At 64.3% G+C, this 16,415-nt stretch carries 22 protein-coding genes; 12 read left to right on the forward strand and 10 right to left on the reverse strand.

From position 1 onward, the window contains the following. The first annotated feature begins 8 nt into the window (after positions 1-8). Together tgt and DKB74_RS08225 are read left to right on the forward strand one after the other, a co-directional pair. Entirely contained in the window at positions 9-1,142 is a 1,134-nt protein-coding gene (gene tgt, locus DKB74_RS08220; protein ID WP_109807609.1) for a tRNA guanosine(34) transglycosylase Tgt, read from the forward strand. 144 nt (positions 1,143-1,286) lie between these two features. Then, on the forward strand, positions 1,287-2,306 hold the full coding sequence (locus DKB74_RS08225) for a cell wall hydrolase (RefSeq protein ID WP_109807610.1): 1,020 nt from the start codon (positions 1,287-1,289) through the stop codon (positions 2,304-2,306). 69 nt (positions 2,307-2,375) lie between these two features. On the opposite strand, the gene DKB74_RS08230 is transcribed toward DKB74_RS08225, so the two are convergent. Then, positions 2,376-2,738: a hypothetical protein gene (locus tag DKB74_RS08230; RefSeq protein ID WP_109807611.1), complete on the reverse strand. Its 363-nt coding sequence runs from the start codon at positions 2,736-2,738 to the stop codon at positions 2,376-2,378. A 224-nt stretch (positions 2,739-2,962) separates the two neighbouring features. Here DKB74_RS08230 and DKB74_RS08235 point away from each other — a divergent pair, with 224 nt between their 5' ends. Further along, the gene (locus DKB74_RS08235; protein ID WP_109807723.1) at positions 2,963-3,259 is read left to right on the forward strand and encodes a winged helix-turn-helix domain-containing protein; all 297 of its coding nucleotides are present in this window, start codon (positions 2,963-2,965) and stop codon (positions 3,257-3,259) included. A 4-nt stretch (positions 3,260-3,263) separates the two neighbouring features. Here DKB74_RS08235 and recN read toward each other — a convergent pair whose 3' ends face one another. Both recN and DKB74_RS08245 read right to left on the reverse strand, forming a co-directional pair. Continuing rightward, a complete protein-coding gene (gene recN / locus DKB74_RS08240) occupies positions 3,264-4,928 on the reverse strand; it encodes a DNA repair protein RecN (protein ID WP_109807612.1) in 1,665 nt (554 codons plus the stop codon). A 52-nt stretch (positions 4,929-4,980) separates the two neighbouring features. Beyond that, positions 4,981-5,781: an outer membrane protein assembly factor BamD gene (locus DKB74_RS08245; RefSeq protein ID WP_109807613.1), complete on the reverse strand. Its 801-nt coding sequence runs from the start codon at positions 5,779-5,781 to the stop codon at positions 4,981-4,983. 190 nt (positions 5,782-5,971) lie between these two features. Between DKB74_RS08245 and DKB74_RS08250 the strand changes: the two genes are divergently transcribed. After that, a complete protein-coding gene (locus DKB74_RS08250; protein ID WP_109807614.1) occupies positions 5,972-6,442 on the forward strand; it encodes a glycine zipper 2TM domain-containing protein in 471 nt (156 codons plus the stop codon). Between the two features lie 85 nt (positions 6,443-6,527). On the opposite strand, the gene DKB74_RS08255 is transcribed toward DKB74_RS08250, so the two are convergent. After that, positions 6,528-6,755, reverse strand: a complete 228-nt coding sequence (locus DKB74_RS08255; RefSeq protein WP_109807615.1) for a hypothetical protein — start codon at positions 6,753-6,755, stop codon at positions 6,528-6,530. Between the two features lie 140 nt (positions 6,756-6,895). Here DKB74_RS08255 and DKB74_RS08260 point away from each other — a divergent pair, with 140 nt between their 5' ends. The 7 genes from DKB74_RS08260 to DKB74_RS08290 all read left to right on the forward strand — a co-directional run bounded on the left by DKB74_RS08260 (position 6,896) and on the right by DKB74_RS08290 (position 11,410). Continuing rightward, the gene (locus DKB74_RS08260) at positions 6,896-7,624 is read left to right on the forward strand and encodes a hypothetical protein (RefSeq protein ID WP_109807616.1); all 729 of its coding nucleotides are present in this window, start codon (positions 6,896-6,898) and stop codon (positions 7,622-7,624) included. Positions 7,625-7,678: 54 nt separating this feature from the next. Beyond that, entirely contained in the window at positions 7,679-8,056 is a 378-nt protein-coding gene (gene crcB, locus DKB74_RS08265; RefSeq protein ID WP_109807617.1) for a fluoride efflux transporter CrcB, read from the forward strand. After that, positions 8,053-9,135 (forward strand): RluA family pseudouridine synthase, encoded by a 1,083-nt coding sequence (locus DKB74_RS08270; RefSeq protein ID WP_109807618.1) that lies wholly within the window; start codon positions 8,053-8,055, stop codon positions 9,133-9,135. Before crcB ends, DKB74_RS08270 begins: the two co-directional genes overlap by 4 nt. Positions 9,136-9,272: 137 nt before the next feature. Further along, positions 9,273-9,770: a hypothetical protein gene (locus tag DKB74_RS08275; protein ID WP_109807619.1), complete on the forward strand. Its 498-nt coding sequence runs from the start codon at positions 9,273-9,275 to the stop codon at positions 9,768-9,770. Positions 9,771-9,792: 22 nt separating this feature from the next. Further along, positions 9,793-10,500: an HAD-IA family hydrolase gene (locus DKB74_RS08280; protein ID WP_109807620.1), complete on the forward strand. Its 708-nt coding sequence runs from the start codon at positions 9,793-9,795 to the stop codon at positions 10,498-10,500. Further along, complete coding sequence (locus DKB74_RS08285; protein ID WP_109807621.1) at positions 10,497-10,718, forward strand: hypothetical protein; 222 nt, start codon at positions 10,497-10,499, stop codon at positions 10,716-10,718. Before DKB74_RS08280 ends, DKB74_RS08285 begins: the two co-directional genes overlap by 4 nt. Then, entirely contained in the window at positions 10,715-11,410 is a 696-nt protein-coding gene (locus tag DKB74_RS08290; RefSeq protein ID WP_109807622.1) for an ATP12 family chaperone protein, read from the forward strand. Before DKB74_RS08285 ends, DKB74_RS08290 begins: the two co-directional genes overlap by 4 nt. On the opposite strand, the gene DKB74_RS08295 is transcribed toward DKB74_RS08290, so the two are convergent. The 5 genes from DKB74_RS08295 to fumC form a co-directional block, all read right to left on the reverse strand. Next, positions 11,407-11,970 (reverse strand): hypothetical protein, encoded by a 564-nt coding sequence (locus DKB74_RS08295; RefSeq protein WP_109807623.1) that lies wholly within the window; start codon positions 11,968-11,970, stop codon positions 11,407-11,409. The two genes, DKB74_RS08290 and DKB74_RS08295, sit on opposite strands and share 4 nt — an antisense overlap. 28 nt (positions 11,971-11,998) lie before the next feature. Next, entirely contained in the window at positions 11,999-12,649 is a 651-nt protein-coding gene (gmk, locus tag DKB74_RS08300) for a guanylate kinase (protein WP_109807624.1), read from the reverse strand. A 63-nt stretch (positions 12,650-12,712) separates the two neighbouring features. Then, on the reverse strand, positions 12,713-12,868 hold the full coding sequence (locus DKB74_RS18695; protein ID WP_154670830.1) for a hypothetical protein: 156 nt from the start codon (positions 12,866-12,868) through the stop codon (positions 12,713-12,715). Continuing rightward, on the reverse strand, positions 12,865-13,083 hold the full coding sequence (locus tag DKB74_RS08305) for a hypothetical protein (protein ID WP_109807625.1): 219 nt from the start codon (positions 13,081-13,083) through the stop codon (positions 12,865-12,867). Before DKB74_RS08305 ends, DKB74_RS18695 begins: the two co-directional genes overlap by 4 nt. Before the next feature lie 347 nt (positions 13,084-13,430). Continuing rightward, a complete protein-coding gene (fumC, locus tag DKB74_RS08310; protein WP_109807626.1) occupies positions 13,431-14,855 on the reverse strand; it encodes a class II fumarate hydratase in 1,425 nt (474 codons plus the stop codon). 571 nt (positions 14,856-15,426) lie between these two features. On the opposite strand from fumC, the gene DKB74_RS08315 reads away from it, so the two are divergent. Then, positions 15,427-15,675 (forward strand): hypothetical protein, encoded by a 249-nt coding sequence (locus DKB74_RS08315; RefSeq protein ID WP_145960928.1) that lies wholly within the window; start codon positions 15,427-15,429, stop codon positions 15,673-15,675. Positions 15,676-15,865: 190 nt separating this feature from the next. On the opposite strand, the gene DKB74_RS08320 is transcribed toward DKB74_RS08315, so the two are convergent. Continuing rightward, the gene (locus tag DKB74_RS08320) at positions 15,866-16,402 is read right to left on the reverse strand and encodes a TetR/AcrR family transcriptional regulator (protein WP_161956836.1); all 537 of its coding nucleotides are present in this window, start codon (positions 16,400-16,402) and stop codon (positions 15,866-15,868) included. Between the last annotated feature and the right edge of the window lie 13 nt (positions 16,403-16,415).

A 16,415-nucleotide genomic window follows, 5' to 3' on the forward strand; every position in this document is an offset into this window, starting at 1 on the left:
GCACGGGCATGACATCGCGTTTCGACTTTCAGATCCACGCCACCGACGGCAAGGCGCGGACCGGCACCATCACCATGCGCCGCGGCGAAATCCGCACGCCCGCGTTCATGCCGGTCGGCACCGCCGCCACGGTGAAGGCAATGAAGCCGCAGGATGTGCGCGCTTCGGGTGCCGACATCATCCTGGGCAATACCTATCACCTCATGCTCCGACCGACCGCCGAGCGCGTCGACCGGCTGGGCGGATTGCATGATTTCATGGGCTGGGACCGCCCGATCCTGACCGATAGCGGCGGCTATCAGGTGATGAGCCTGTCCGAACTGACCAAGCGCAATGAGGAAGGAATCACCTTCAAATCGCATCTTGACGGGTCGCGGCACTTGCTGAGCCCCGAACGATCGATGGAGATTCAGCGGCTGCTGGGGTCGGACATCGTGATGGCGTTTGACGAGCTGGTGCCGACCACCTCGACGCGCGACGTGCAGGCAGCGGCAATGGAGCGATCGATGCGCTGGGCGCGCCGCAGCCGCGCGGGATTCGATTCAGGCGGCGAACATGCCGAACGCGCGGCACTGTTCGGCATTCAGCAGGGCGCGCTAGATGAGGCATTGCGCAAGGCGAGCGCCGACGCGCTGCTCGATATCGGGTTCGACGGCTATGCCATCGGTGGGCTGGCGGTCGGCGAAGGGCAGGAGGCGATGTTCGGCGTGCTCGATTACGCGCCGGCGCAGCTCGATCCGGCCAGGCCGCGTTATTTGATGGGCGTGGGCAAGCCCGACGATATCGTCGGCGCGGTCGAACGCGGCATCGACATGTTCGATTGCGTGCTGCCGACGCGCTCGGGCCGTACCGGTCAGGCATTTACGCGCAGCGGCCCGATCAACATCCGCAATGCACGCTTTGCCGAGGATCAGGGCCCGATCGATCCCGAATGCGGCTGTCCGGTCTGTGGCAAATGGAGCCGCGCCTATCTGCACCACCTCGTCCGCGCGGGCGAGATTTTGGGGGCGATGCTGATGACCGAGCATAACCTCTATTTCTATCAGGCGCTGATGGCCGATCTGCGCGCGTCGATTGCCGACGGGCGGCTGACGGCCTTCGCAAAGGATTTCCGCAACCGCTATTATGCCCGCGAGACCTGACCGCGCGGCAAATGTTTACGTTAACCATCAAGTGTTTCGCGACAGGACAGTGGAAAATCCCCAGGCGCGCGCGACTCGGTTCTGCGCTATCGCTGCGCCCGAGTCCGAAGGAATCGGGTTCGGGTTTTGGGGTTTCGCGTACATATGTTCTGGCGTCGGTTCACGCGAATGCAGGCACGCGGCATTGCCGCCGCGCTGCTCGTTTCGCTGATCGGCGCGGGATATTCGGCGCAGGCGCTGGCGCCCGCCGGGCCGGGCGCCGCGCAAAGCGACCCCACCCCCAGCGGATATGAGGCCGAGGATCATTTCCCCGGCGCGGCCTATTTCACTGCGATCGACGACGGCGAAATGGCCATGGCCGGCGGGGCGACCGGCACGACCGAATTGCCCGACATGCCGGTTCCCGACACGGTGGTCGATGACGGGACGATCATCGCGGCGCGTCCCTTTGCACTCGCCGGCAACGCGAACGATCATGCCCGCGCGCTGCAATGCCTGACCGACGCGATTTATTATGAAGCCGCGAACGAGCCGACCAACGGCCAGCGCGCAGTCGCGCAAGTGGTGCTCAATCGCGTGCGGCACCCCGCCTTCCCCGCCACGGTTTGCGGCGTGGTGTTTCAGGGGTCGGAACGCTCCGGATGCCAGTTCAGCTTTGCCTGTGACGGATCGATGCGCCGCCAGCGCGCGCGCGCCGCATGGGATCGCGCCGAGCGCGTGGCGCAAGCCGCATTGAAAGGCGATGTGTTCGCGCCGGTGGGGCTGGCGACGCATTACCATACTTATGCCGTCACTCCGTCGTGGAACCGCAAGCTGGTGATGACCGGCGTGTTCGGCGCGCATTTCTTTCATCGCTGGCAGGGATGGTGGGGCACTGCCGCTGCGTTCAGCCAGCGCTATCGCGGTGGCGAACCCACGCCCGGGCCGCACGCGCCGATTCAGCCGGAAAAGCTGGCGCCAGCCGCCGCGCCGCCAGCGCCAGCGGCAGCGGCAGTTTCGACACGCCCCGCAACGACGCCTTCGGCGAATATCCGCCCGCGTTATGCCGATAGCGGGACGCCGCGCGATTCGCAGCAGGCGGACATATCGGCACCCGAGGCGCCGGGCCTGCCCGAATCGACGATCCTCGACCGCTGGAAAGGCACCGGCCAGCCGATTCGCTGAACCCGTGCCCGAACGAGTCGAGCCCCGCAGTTTCCTGCGGGGCCCGTTTCCAGTCCGGTCGGCGCGCTGTTAGCGGCGGTTATACCGTCCATTGCCGCGATGGTCGCGATCATGGCGCTCGGCGCGGATCTGACGCGACAGCTGGTCGAAGCGGCGGTCGAGATCGCGGCGTTCCGCGAGCGTCAGCCGATGTCCGCTCTGGCGATAGCGATATTCGAGCCGTTCGAGGCTGCGAAACGCAGTGCGCAGGCGGGCTGCTTCGGCGCGAGTCAACGATCCGTTGCGAACGCCGGCATTGATCCGATGCTCCAGATTGGCCTGGCGCTGATTGATGCTGGCCCAGCGTTCGGGAGCCGGAGCCGCGCTCGCAGTGGCGGGGATGGCGGTGGCGATCATGCCGAAACCGGCGACGGCGAAGAGAAGCTTTTTCATCGTGACACTCCTTCAACTGAAATCCAGGGCCACCAATTGCGGCCACGAATTGGGTTATCGGGCGTGCCTGTCGCGAAGCTGTGCCAGAGAAAGCACGAATGTGTCACAGACTGTCGCAACGCCGTCGGGTTCGTTCAGCTTCGCGCCGATCTTTCGCGCAAGCCGCCGCATGCGCGCCAACGCGTCTATAATGCAAACCAGTTGTTGTTTTGGCGGAGGGGCGCGTGGCGCGTTTCGATATCGACACTCTGGACGAAGTAATCCACGCGCGGTTGCGGCTGGGCATCATGGCCTATCTGGTCGACACCGGCAGCGCCGATTTCGTCGAACTGAAGCGCGAGATGCAAGCGACGCAGGGCAATTTGTCCATCCACCTGCGCAAGCTGGAGGAGGCCGGCTATATCGCGCTTGAAAAGCGGTTCGCCGATCGCAAGCCGGTAACGCGCGCACGGCTGAGCGCGCGCGGGCGCAAGGCATTCGGCAATTATATCCAGGCGCTGGGCCGCGTGATCGCGCCCTGACGGTTCAGGCGGTTTCGATCAGCCGTTCGGCCTGCGCGCGCGCTTCGGCAGTGATTTCTGCGCCCGAAAGCATGCGGGCGATCTCTTCGCGCCGCTGATCGGCATCGAGCGGCGTGACCCCGGTGCGAGTCACGGTCCCGTCATGGCTCTTGGCGATCAGCAGGTGCCGGTTGCCGCGCGCCGCCACCTGCGGACTGTGCGTCACCACCAATAGTTGCGACCCCGTGGCAAGCCGCGCCAGCCGCTCCCCGATCGCGCTCGCCACCGCGCCACCGACACCGCGATCGATTTCGTCGAAGATCAGGGTAGCCGCCCCGCCCTCTTCGGCAAGCGCGACCTTCAGCGACAGGATGAAGCGCGACAATTCGCCGCCCGACGCGATCTTGATCAGCGGCGCGAAATCGGCGCCGGGATTGGTCGATATCTCGAACTCCACCCGGTCCATGCCCGCCGCGCCCCATTGCTCCTCGGGCAATTGCGCGACGACGGTGCGGAAACGCGCGGCATCGAGCTTGAGCGGCTTGAGTTCGGCAGCGACAGCCGCGTCGAGACGTTTCGCCGCCTTGCTGCGTTCGCCCGAGAGCTTGGCGGCTGCCTTTTCATAGGCTGCGCGCGCAAGCGCGACCGCAGCTTCGAGTTTGGCGATCCCGGCGCCGCCGCTTTCCAGCCGATCGAGCCGGTCGCCCAGTTCCCCGGTCAGCGCCGCCAGTTCGTCGGGCTGTACCCGGTGCTTGCGTGCCAGTCCGCGCAAATCGAACAGCCGCGCCTCATCGGCTTCCAGCGCTGCGGGATCGAAGGCCAGTGCCTCTGCCGCCTCGTCGACGCGCTCCTGCGCCGAGGATGCTTCGATGATCGCGCGATCGACGGCGGCCAGCGCCTCGGCCAGCGCGGCATGGTCTTCGGCGATGCGATCGAGAATGCGTGCTGCCTGGCGCACCCGCGTCAGCGCGCCATCCGATCCGTCGAGCAGGTCGGCCACCGACTGAAGGTCGCCCGCGATCTTTTCCCCGCGCTGCATCGTCGCGCGCCGTTCGGCGAGCTGTTCCTCCTCGCCCTGTTCGGGGGACAGCGCGCGCAGCTCCGCAACGGCATGTTCCAGCCATTCGCGATCGCGCTCGGCCGCATCCTGTTCGGCGCGCGCCGCCGCCAGCGCTTCCTCCGAGTCGCGCCAGTCGCGATGCGCATGCGCGACAGCGGCGGTGTCGCAGCGCCCATAGACATCGAGCAACGCCCGGTGGCCGCGCGGATTGAGCAGCCCGCGATCGTCATGCTGGCCATGAATTTCGACAAGATGCGGCGCCAGTTCGCGCAACAGCCCGACCGACGCGGGCTGATCGTTGACAAAGGCGCGGCTGCCGCCATCGGCCTTGACGATGCGGCGAATGATCAGCGGTTCGCCGGGCTCCATTTCCAGCCCGTTTTCGGCCATCAGCGCCGAAACACCCGCGGCGCGCGGCGAAAGTTCGAAACTCGCCGTCACGACCGCCTGTGCCGCGCCCTGTCGTACCAACCCGCTGTCGCCACGCCCGCCGAGCGCCAGCCCCAGCGCGTCGAGCAGGATCGACTTGCCCGCGCCGGTTTCGCCAGTGAGCACGCCGAGACCGGCGCCGAACTCCAGGTCCAGCGCCTCAATCAGCACCACGTCTCGAATGGATAGCGCCGTCAGCATTGCCGACTGCTTTTACCCGCTTGTCGTTTCCGCGAAAGGCGGAAAGTCGATTTCAGTTGCCGCTCGCCACGACCTGGTCGGGCGCGTATTTCTGCATCAGCTCATAGGCGTGCTCATACCAGTCGCTGCCCGGATAATTGGCGCCGAGCACTGCCGCAGCCTTTTGCGCTTCTTCCGGAACGCCGAGCGCCAGATAGGATTCGGTCAGCCGCATCAGCGCCTCGGGCGTGTGCGACGTGGTCTGGTAATTTTCGACGACGGTGCGGAACCGCATGCTGGCGGCGAGCCACTGGCCGCGTTCCTCATAGAAACGGCCGATTTCCATTTCCTTGCCCGCGAGGTGATCGCGCAGCAGATCCATCTTGAGGCGCGCATCGGAGGCATAGGCCGATTGGGGATAGCGGCGCGTCAGTTCGCCCAGCGCATCGAGTGCGTCCTGCGACACTTTCTGGTCGCGGGTAACGTCGCTGATCTGTTCGTAATAGCTGAGGCCGATCAGATAATAGGCATAGGGGGCGTCGCGGTTGCCCGGATGCACCGCCAGGAAGCGGCGCGCGCCCTGAATCGCTTCGGCATAATCGCGGTTCATATAATAGCTGAACGCGCCCATCAGCTGCGCGCGGCGGGCCCAGATCGAATAAGGGTGCTGGCGCTCGACTTCATCGAACAGCGCCGCCGCCTGTTTGTAGCGGCCGCGATCGAGACGATCCTTTGCCGCCGAATAGAGCGTGCCAACATCGCGTGCGACATAGGGCGTGTCGGGTCGGCCACGCGAAGTGGCACAACCGGCAAGGGGAACGGCAACAGCGGCGAGCGTGAGGAGCGTCAGCGCGCGGGGCATCGGAATACGCATGGCCGCCGTCTTAGCCGAGCCGTGGCGCGACGAACAACATCTTTCGCGACGAGCCGAATGCGACTCCCGTTTCGCGGTGAAACGGCGACGTTCCTGACCCTCCGATGAACGAAAGATAATGATCCGTTCACGCAACCGGCGCGCGGAAAAGCGCGTTTTTGTGCCGTCCCCATCGCATAGGGAGAGTAACATGCGTATCACGTTTCTTGCCGCTGCTGCGGCGGCTCTCACGCTTCCGGCAATGCCGGCAGCCGCACAGCATCATGGCGACCGCCACGGTCGTGTCCATTACGACGCCCATGGGCGCGCGCATCAGGACAATCGGCATAACCGCAACTGGCGCGGATATCGCCACTATGACTGGAACCGAGTCGAATCGGGCCAGCGCGGATATTATGCCGACCGCTATTATCGCGACGGCCGCTATTATCAGCCGCGCCGGCTGACGCGCAACGACCGGATCTATCGCGGATCGAACGGGCGCTATTATTGCCGCCGTTCGGACGGCACGACCGGCTTGATCGTCGGCGGCGTGGCGGGCGCGTTGCTCGGCAATTCGCTGACCGACGGGCGATCGGCGACGCTTGGCACGCTGCTGGGCGCAGCCGCCGGCGCAGCGATCGGTCGGGAAATCGACCGCGGCAATGTCGTCTGCCGCTAATGCGGTACAAATCGGCGGAAAGACATTCGTCGAAAGACAGAAGTTCGAACGACAGGGCGGGAGCACCGGCTCCCGCCCTTTTCCGTCAGATCAGGCCCCAGGTCAGGAACAGGCGGCCGCCCGAGAGCACCGCGACCAGCAGATTGAGGTTGCGCCCCTCATTGCGGTCGGAAAGCACGCCCAGCGCCACACCGACGATCGCGATCGGAAACGCGAACCAGTTGACGAGCGGAAGCAGCGGGATCGGCAACAGGCCGACCAGCGCGATAAGCAGGCCGACAGCGCCCACCAGCAGCGAAAGAAGGTTCAACATGATGTATAGATAGGGCAACCATGGTGTGTTGGCAAGGTAAAACACCGCAGGTATTTCGCGCAAAATGCGCGGGCGATCCGACGTTCCAAACCGAACCTTAACCCTTAATCGGCATCAGTTCGGTCAAACGGAGTTGATTGATGGTCCGCAGGCCGAGCCTTTTTTGCGCGATATTGATGCCGCTGGCGCTTGCCGGCTGCGGCGACGGACAGTCCCGCACCGATGCGATCGACAACGGACAGGAAGCCGATCCGGCGCTGACGGCGGCGCTGCAGGACCAGATCATGGTCGACCCCGCTTTGTCGCAGCAATCCAATCGCGATTCGATCCGTCCCCCTGCCCAGCCCTATTCGGGCGCCATGCCCGCCGATGGCGTTGCGGCAAACGGCAATGCGGTCGGCGGCGATTTGATGCAGGTGCCCGATCCCAAGCCGGCGGACGCAGATTGCCAGGAATGCAAGGCGGCGCGCGATTCGGTGACGCTGGGCGGTCTTGCCGCGCGTCAGGCGAATGGCGATCTGGGCGGGTGCGCGGCGAATCTGCAATATTCGGCGAGCTGGGCACAGCGCCTGCCGCGCGACATTCCGCTCTATCCGCAGGCACGCGTGACCGAAGCGGCGGGAACCGAAGGGGGCAGTTGCAGCCTTCGCGTCGTCAGCTTCTCCGCGCCCCAGCCGATCGGCCACCTGCTCAACTGGTATTATACCGCCGCAAAACGCGCGGGATATGATGCCGAGCATCAGGTGGACGGCGAGGAACATATTCTGGGCGGCACACGCGAGCGCGACGACGCCGCCTATGTCCTGTTCATGACGCCGCGTCCTGATGGGGGCACCGACGTCGATCTGGTCGCAAACCGCGGAATCTGAACCGCGCGCTACGGCTCGTTTCCCTTTCGCCGCGAACCGCGCTAACGCGCGGACATGCTGCATCTCCTTATCGTCATGCTGGGCGGCGCCATCGGGGCGGGCGGCCGGCACATGATCGGCAAGCTCAGCTTGCTGTGGTTCGGCCCGGGCTATCCTTGGGGCACGCTGGCCGCCAACCTGATCGGCGGGCTGCTGATGGGCCTTCTGGTCGGCGCGATGGCGCGGGTGGGCGCCGGGGGCGAGCAATGGCGCCTGTTTCTGGGCACCGGCATTTTGGGCGGATTCACGACATTTTCCACTTTCTCGCTCGACGCGATGGTGATGATCGAACGCGGCGACTGGACCGGAATGCTGGGCTATGTCCTGATTTCGGTGATCGGCGCGATTGCTGCAGTCGCGGCGGGTCTTACTCTGGTACGGGCACTGGCATGAACGAAGTACGTCAGTTCACGGTCGCAGCCGACGATGACGGCATCCGGCTCGACCGCTGGTTCAAGCGGCATTTGCCCGAAGCGACGTTCAATGTGGTGTCGCGCTGGGCACGCACCGGACAGTTGCGAGTCGATGGCGCGCGCGCCGCTCCGGGCGACCGGATCGAAGCGGGACAGGTCATTCGCGTTCCCCCGGCAGAGCCGGAAAAGCCGGCGCGCAAGAAGTCGAGCCGCCCGCCGCTGTCGCCCGAACAGACCGAGTTCATCCAGTCGCTGGTGATCCACCGCGATGCCCAGGCGCTGGTGATCAACAAGCCGCCGGGACTGGCGACGCAGGGCGGCACCAAGACGCATGAGCATGTCGATGCGCTGCTCGACGGCATCCAGTTCGATCTCGAGACGCGGCCCAAGCTGGTCCATCGGCTCGACAAGGACACGTCGGGCGTGTTGCTGCTGGCACGCACGGCGCGCGCCGCGGCATATTTCGCCAAGCATTTTTCGGGGCGCAGCGCGCGGAAAGTCTATTGGGCGCTGGTGATCGGCGTGCCGGAGATCGATGACGGCGTGATCGACCTGCCGCTCGCCAAACAGCCCGGCACCGGCGGCGAAAAAATGCATGTCGACGAGGAAGAAGGCCTCCCCTCGCGCTCACGCTATCGCGTGATCGAGCGCGCGGGAAACCGTGCCGCCTGGGTCGAGTTGCAACCGCATACCGGGCGGACCCATCAATTGCGCGTGCACATGGCCGCGATCGGACATCCAATCGTCGGCGACGGTAAATATGGCGGGCAGGATGCCTTTCTGACCGGCGGGATCAGCCGCAAGATGCATCTCCACGCCCGGCGCATTCGCATCGATCATCCCGATGGCGGCAAGCTCGACGTGACTGCGTCGCTGCCCTCGCATTTCGCAGAGTCGCTCGACACGCTGGGTTTCGAGGAAGCGCAAGGCGATGCGATGCCGCAGGACGATGCCGCACCGCCCGAAACCCGCGAGCAGAAAAAGGCCCGGGCCCGCGCCCATGCCAAGACCGTGCGCAAGGAACGGCGCGGCGAACGGCGCAAGCGCAGCAAGAACTGATCTGCATCAATTCCCTGCCGCAAAGCTGTTCATTACAAGCACAGTTAGCATCCGATAGAGGCTGGCAAAGCGGCTCAAGATCGGGGTATCAGGCCGATGGGACGCTGGTCGAACGACTGGGAATTGGGGAGAAGATTATGAAATTTCGTGCAGCTATTGCCGCGGTGGCCGCGGCTGTTGCGATGACGCCGGCGGTTGCTTCGGCGCAGGATACCTATGCCGAAGTCGGTGGCTGGAGCATTTTCAAGAATCCCGATAACTGCCGCGCCATCGGCTCGTTCGACGGCGATACGCATCTTGCGGTCGGCTTTTATCCGGCTGACGACAAGGTGATCATGGTCGTGATCGACCCCGATTTCACCATGACGAGCAATCAGGAGCTGAAGTATAATATGTACTTCGCCCAGGGCGACAACCTGAACGACGATTGGGGCGAAATCACTGCCTATGGCCTGCAAATGGATGGCGGCAAGCACGCCTTCCGCGTCAGCCTTGACGGCAATGACTTTCTGAACGATTTCGGCGACAACGAGCTGCTCGGCTTCTTTGTCGGCAGCGACCTGCTGATCAGCCTGCGGCTCGAGAATTCGGCAGAGATCGAAAGCAAGCTGCGCCAGTGCGCGGCGACGATCTGATCGTCCTATCGACGGAGTTAGCGTGAATCATCTGGCACTGTTCGACTGCGATGGAACGCTGGTCGACAGCCAGGCCAACATCTGCCGGGCGATGGAGGAATGTTTCTCCATCGCCCGTCTTGTTCCGCCCGACCGCGCGGCGATCCGCCAGATTGTCGGGCTTAGCCTGGTCGAAGCGATTGCGAAGCTGGTGCCGGACGCCGACGACGCGCTGCACCGGACGATGGCCGAAGACTATAAGCGGACGTTTCAGGCGATGCGCCGGACGGGTACGCTCGACGAAGAACCGCTGTTCGACGGTATTGCCGATACGCTGGCCGCATTGGAAGACGACGGCTGGTTGCTCGGCGTAGCGACGGGAAAGTCCGACCGCGGGCTGCACCATATTCTGGAATATCATGGCCTGAAACGGCGTTTCGTAACGCTGCAGACGGCCGATCGCCACCCTTCCAAACCGCATCCATCGATGGTGGAAACCGCGATGGCAGAGGCCGGCGCAGCCCCTGAAACGACGGTGGTGATCGGCGATACCAGCTTCGACATGGCGATGGCCGCGGCGGCGCGAGCGCATGGAGTCGGCGTATCCTGGGGCTATCATGCCCCGGCGGAATTGCTGAGCGCGGGCGCGCGGATCGTCACCGATCATGCGCTGCACCTGCCCGCGCATCTCAACGGTCTTTGCGCGCCCCCTTCCCCGCCGACCGCGCAATCGACTAAGATCGCATCATGACCGAATCCGACAAGCTGGCGCGCAATCGCTATTTCATGATGGCGGGCGTGAATATCCTCGCCGTTGCGGGCGCTGTATTCGGCCTGATCCTGGCCGGGCGCGCGACGAGCTGGGAGCTTACGGTGCTGGGCGGCGCGATTCTGCTCAGCGGGCTTTATGTCATGGCGGTGGTGCCGCGCGCCATGGCCCGACGCTGGCGCACGCCCCCCGCGCAATGAAACGTTTCTGGACGGAAGTGACCGTTGCCGAACGGGACGGCAGCGGCTTCGGCATCGCGCTCGACGAACGACCGGTGAACACACCGGGCCGGGTGCGTCTGGCCGTGCCGACTCACGTGCTTGCTCAGGCGATTGCGGACGAATGGCGCGCCGTGGACATACAGATCGACCCGCGCGCCATGCCGTTGACCGGGCTTGCCAACGCGGCGATCGATCGCATCGGCCCTGCCGCAGACGATTTTGCCGCCGGCCTTGCCGCTTATGGCGAGAGCGACCTGCTCTGCTATCGCGCCGATACGCCCGCCGAACTGGTCGCGCGGCAGGTCGCACATTGGGATCCGCTGCTCGACTGGGCGGCGCGACACTATGATGTGCGTTTCGAAACCGTTGCCGGCGTGATGCACCGTCCCCAGCCCGAGGCCACGACCCGGCGCCTGTCGCACGCAGTCAGGCAACGATCGCCGTTCGAACTGGCGGGCCTGTCGCCGCTGGTGACGATCAGCGGGTCGCTGGTCGCTGCGCTTGCGATGCTGGAAGGCGCGGCGACTCGCGACGCGGTCTGGGTCGCCGCGCATGTCGATGAGGACTGGCAGGCCGAACAATGGGGCGAGGACAGCCTCGCACAGAAGGCCCGCGAGGTGCACCGCGCCGATTTCGACGCGGGCGCCCGTTTGCTCGCCCTGCTGGCTTAATTCGCGCCGGGCAGCTGCTTCGGCAGGAACCAGCGCGAAATCACCGCACCGGCGACCAGGAACGTCAGTAGGTCGCTGACCCACAGATAGACGAAATAGCCCCAGGGCGCGTGATTGAAGACCGGCTGGCCGAGATCGACATAGGCGGTGATCGCAACGGCAAAGAACGCCACCAGCTTCATCCGCGTACCGAAACTCGCCCCCGTCGCGAAGCTGCGCAGAGCGAAGGCGATAATCAGCGAACAGACGATCGCGAGAACCAGCCCGCCGATCAGCGCGCTGCTGTCCACCACCGGAAAGCCATGGTCGTTGAACAGCACCAACGCAGTCGGGCCGTTGCCATAGGCGGACGTCCCCGCCGTCGTGCCCGGCCACGGAATCGGATAGGCACCGGAGCCGGTCGGCCCGAGATGCAGCGCAAGCGAGTCCTGAACCGCCAGTCCGTCGGCATCGGGCGCGATCTTATACGCCAGATAACTGAGCGGCGTGCCCCAGAACAGGAAGCCCACCAGCCACATTGCGACACCACCGACGACACCGCCAACCAACAGCTTCGGCATGACGCACTCCCCCTAAATTAGTCCGAGGCTATTTGAGCAGCCCCCGGATGAATCCGATCAATCCGGTCTGTCGCGAACGCCGGATACGCTCTGCAGCCAGGATCGTCCTGACCTGCTCATAGCATTTTTCGACATCGTCGTTCACCAGAACATAGTCATAGCCGTCCCAATGGCTGACTTCGCCCGCGGCCCGCGCCATGCGGCGATTGATGACGTCCTCCGAATCGGTGGCGCGCGCGATCAGCCTTTTGTGCAGTTCCTCCATCGACGGCGGCAGGATGAAGACGCGAACCACGTCGCCGCCGGCAAGCTGAAACAGCTGCTGCGCGCCTTGCCAGTCGATGTCGAACAACACGTCATGCCCGGCCGCCAGCATCGAAAAGACGCTTTGCTTCGGCGTGCCATAGCGATGATCGAAGACATGCGCCCATTCGAGGAATTCGTTGGCCGACACCATCGACCGGAACGTCTCGGTATCGACGAAATGATAATCCACGCCTTCCTGTTCGCCGGGGCGCATCGGACGCGTCGTATAGGATACCGACATCGTCAGATCGGGGTCGCTCGCCAGCAATTTGCGTGCGATCGTCGATTTGCCGGCACCGGAAGGCGAGGAAAGGACGAATAATACGCCGCGTCGCTTTAGGCCGTGCGGATCCTGTTCGTGGCTGTGGGGCATGCGCGCTAGTGGCGCGGCGCAACGGTTCCCGTCAAGCACCCACGTGCGCAAATGCGCAACAGATCAGCCTTGCGCCGTTTCCTCGCGGGATTTCTTGCGGTCGCGATGCAGGCGCCAGAGCGCATAGCCGCCCGCCGCCGCCCAGCCGATCGGACCGAAGCGCAGAACACGCTGAAGCGCGAGCGCCGCAACTGCGCTTTTGATGCCGCGACCGCTCATGCGTGCTGGCGCGGGCTGGATGCGACATCGTACCAGAGCGACTTTGCGCCGCGATAGGCCGCATATCCCACCGCAGCGGTGACCACGACCGGCAGCGTGAATTTGAGGACATTGGCGATGATTGCGCCCTTCATTGCGCCGTCGGTAATGCCGTCATCACCGCTCATCGCGTCGATTGCACCGCCGATAACGGCTCCGGTCGTTGTAGCACCCATGATTTTCCTCCCGAATTTCAGTTCGGAGGGAAAGCGCCGGAGCGCGCAGGAAGTTCCCGCGGGACACAACAACAGCGAAGCGATTTCCGTTCGCGCTAAGCCCGTCGAGGCCCTCACCTGCCTTCTTCAATCGAGACTTAGAAAGAGCAGCACTTCGACAAGCTCAGTGCAAACGGATCGGGTTTGACCCCGCATCCTTCCTCACCCGCCAGGGGGAGGTGTCACCGAAGGTGACGGAGGGGGAGGACGGCGGATCGCTTGCTATCCTTCAACACCCCCCCCGTCTCCGCCCCCTCCGCCAGCTTCGCTGGTCCCCCTCCCCCTTGCGGGGGAGGAAGATGGTTGCATCATCGACCCAGCATCGTTTCCGGGCGGACATATTGGTCGAACGTCGCTTCATCGACCAGGCCGAGCTGGAGCCCGCTTTCCTTGAGCGTCAGCCCCTTTTCATGCGCGTTCTTGGCGATCTTGGCGGCGTTGTCATAGCCGATCGCCGGCGCCAGCGCCGTCACCAGCATCAGCGAGCGGCCGACCAGATCGGCGATCTGCTGTTCATTGGCTTCGATCCCGTCGACACAGCGTTCGGCGAAATTGACCATGCCGACCGCCATCAGGTCGATCGAACGCATCACATTCGCACCGATCAGCGGCATGAACACATTGAGTTCGAAATGGCCCTGCATGCCGCCGACGGTCACTGCCTGATGGTTGCCGACGACCTGTGCCGCCAGCATCGTCAGCGATTCGCACTGCGTGGGATTGACCTTGCCCGGCATGATCGAGCTGCCCGGCTCGTTCGCGGGCAGCGACAATTCGCCCAGACCCGAACGCGGGCCGGAACCCAAAAAGCGGATGTCGTTGGCGATCTTGTTGAGCGCGACCGCCAGCGTGTTGAGCGCGCCCGAGAAGAAGACCAGCCCGTCCTTCGCCGCAAGCTGTTCGAACTTGTTCGGCGCGGGTTCGAATTCCATGCCCGAAATGTCGCTGATCGCGGCGCACATATCCTCGGCCCAGCCTTCCGGAGCATTGAGGCCGGTGCCGACCGCCGTGCCGCCGATGGCGAGTTTCTTGAGGTTGCCGTTACGCGCGCCGTCGAGCCGCGCCTTGCAGCTGATCAGCTGTGCGGCATAGCCCGAGAACTCCTGGCCGAGCGTCAGCGGCGTTGCGTCCTGCGTATGGGTGCGGCCGATCTTGACGATGTGATCCCATGCCTTTGCCTTGTTGGTCAGCGCGCCTTCGAGCCGGTCGAGCGCGGGATCGAGCACATCGCGCGCCGCCAGCGCCGCCGCGACATGGAGCGCGGTGGGGAAGCTGTCGTTCGACGATTGCGACATGTTGACGTGATCGTTCGGGTGGACCGGCGATTTGCCGCCGCGCGTGCCGGACAGCATTTCATTGGCGCGACCGGCGATCACTTCGTTGACGTTCATGTTGGTCTGGGTGCCGCTGCCGGTCTGCCAGATCACCAGCGGGAACTGATCGTCGAGCTTGCCGCTGATCACTTCCTGCGCCGCCGCTTCGATCGCATCGGCGATTTTGGGGTCGAGCCCGTGCTTCCTGTTCACCCGCGCCGCCGCCTGTTTCACGATCGCCTGCGCATGGACGATGCCGATCGGCATGCGTTCCTGGCTGCCGAACGGGAAGTTCTGAATCGAACGCTGGGTCTGTGCGCCCCAATAGGCGTCGGCGGGAACTTCGATGGCGCCGATCGAATCGGTTTCGGTGCGGGTGGTCACGGGCGTGTTTCCTTTTTGACATCCGGTCCCGCGCATTCCCAGCACGGGAGTCGCGGGCGCTCTAGCGCGCGAATCGGGGCGATGCCAAGCGGCGCAACGCCGGTACCGGGGACGCCCCGGAAGTTTAGGAAGTTTACGACACGTCCCGCCTCTTTTCCCCTCCGCACCGGCACCGACGCAAAACGCGGGGTGGCTGAAGGATGTGCGAGGACAGGCATCGTCCCGCGATTTAGACACAGATTGCGTATGTAGGACAGCGAAGCCTGCACCCGTCGAGGATGGGTGGCCAGCAGCGGTGGTATCGGCACATATCCGTGAATTTCGAAGGCGCTGTCCGCATGCCTCGGCGATGTAGTAGAGCAGCGGCTATGCCGATTTTCGTTTATGAGAATGAGGGCGAGGAAGAAGTCACCTTCATTTTGAGCCCGAATGAGGAAGAATTCAGGATTGCGCCGCTGGCCAGTGCGATCGCACCTTTCTCTCGGTGGGAAGATATTTAGTCAATTTCTGGTGCGAAAGCGCGGCGCGCGAGACGGAGATCGTCCATCCCGGCGCGTTTGATCTACTGCTCGCCAGTCTTGCCAGACATGGCTTTTGCGGAGGGATCGTGAACGATCAACCTACTCACGTCTGCGACCTGCTCCCGGCATCAGGAATGATCACAGCCGAAGCGTTTGCCACGCTGGTCCTCCGGGCGGAAGGCGACGGAAACGATCTCTCACGTGATATTGAGCGCTGGTCGGATGGTCTGAAAGCAGCATTTATCCAGCATATGGGCAGCGAGGTGGCGCCGGCGACGATGTTGAAGCAGAATTTCGCTCAACCATTCGATGCGTCGGCAAATACCGCCGGCTAAACGCATTCGTGCGAGCTAAGCATCTTTGACAGCGACGGCCTCCCCCGTCGCCCCTGCGCAGGCAGGGGCCTGTTTCTCTTTCGTCACGCGGGTTAGCCTGACACATTCCTCGCCCTCGCGTGTCTGCCGGTTCCACCAACGCTACAGAGATGGGCCCCTGCCTGCGCAGGGGCGACAGGAATGATCAGGGTTAGGCTTTCCTGGCAACCAGCCGCGAACAGGCCAGCATCCTTTCGGTCATCGCATCGATGTTGCTCGGCGCTTCGCCGATCAGCCAGCAGCGAAGCATGGCGAGTTGGGCCGCCGCCGCGCCGGTTGCGGCGATGTGCGCGTCGCCTTCGGCATGGCCCGCGCGCAGGGCATGCGGGAGGATGGCTTCGGACAGGCTGCGGCGGATCGCCCCGGCGGCTTCGGAGTCAAGCAGCGGGCGGATCAGCGCGCGGCGGTCCCACAGATGCGCCACCATGTTGCGCACGTAGCTGCGCGCGGCGCGGCCGGATGCTGCCGTTGCCAGTGCGAGCAGGATCGGCGCAGTCGCCTCGAGCATCACTGCATCCTTGCCGGTGAAATGCTCGTAGAAGGTCGATCTGCCGATATTCGCCGCGCGGATGATGTCGCCTACCCGGATCGCTTCATAGCGCCGTTCGAGCGCCAGCGCGGTGAAGGCGCGCAGGATCGCGGCATGAGTCGCCGCGCTCTGGCGACCGGGGGAAGCGGGCGGTTGCATCGGCACATGCTGA

The organism is Stakelama portus (genome assembly GCF_003171655.1).
GTDB lineage: Bacteria > Pseudomonadota > Alphaproteobacteria > Sphingomonadales > Sphingomonadaceae > Sphingomonas > Sphingomonas portus.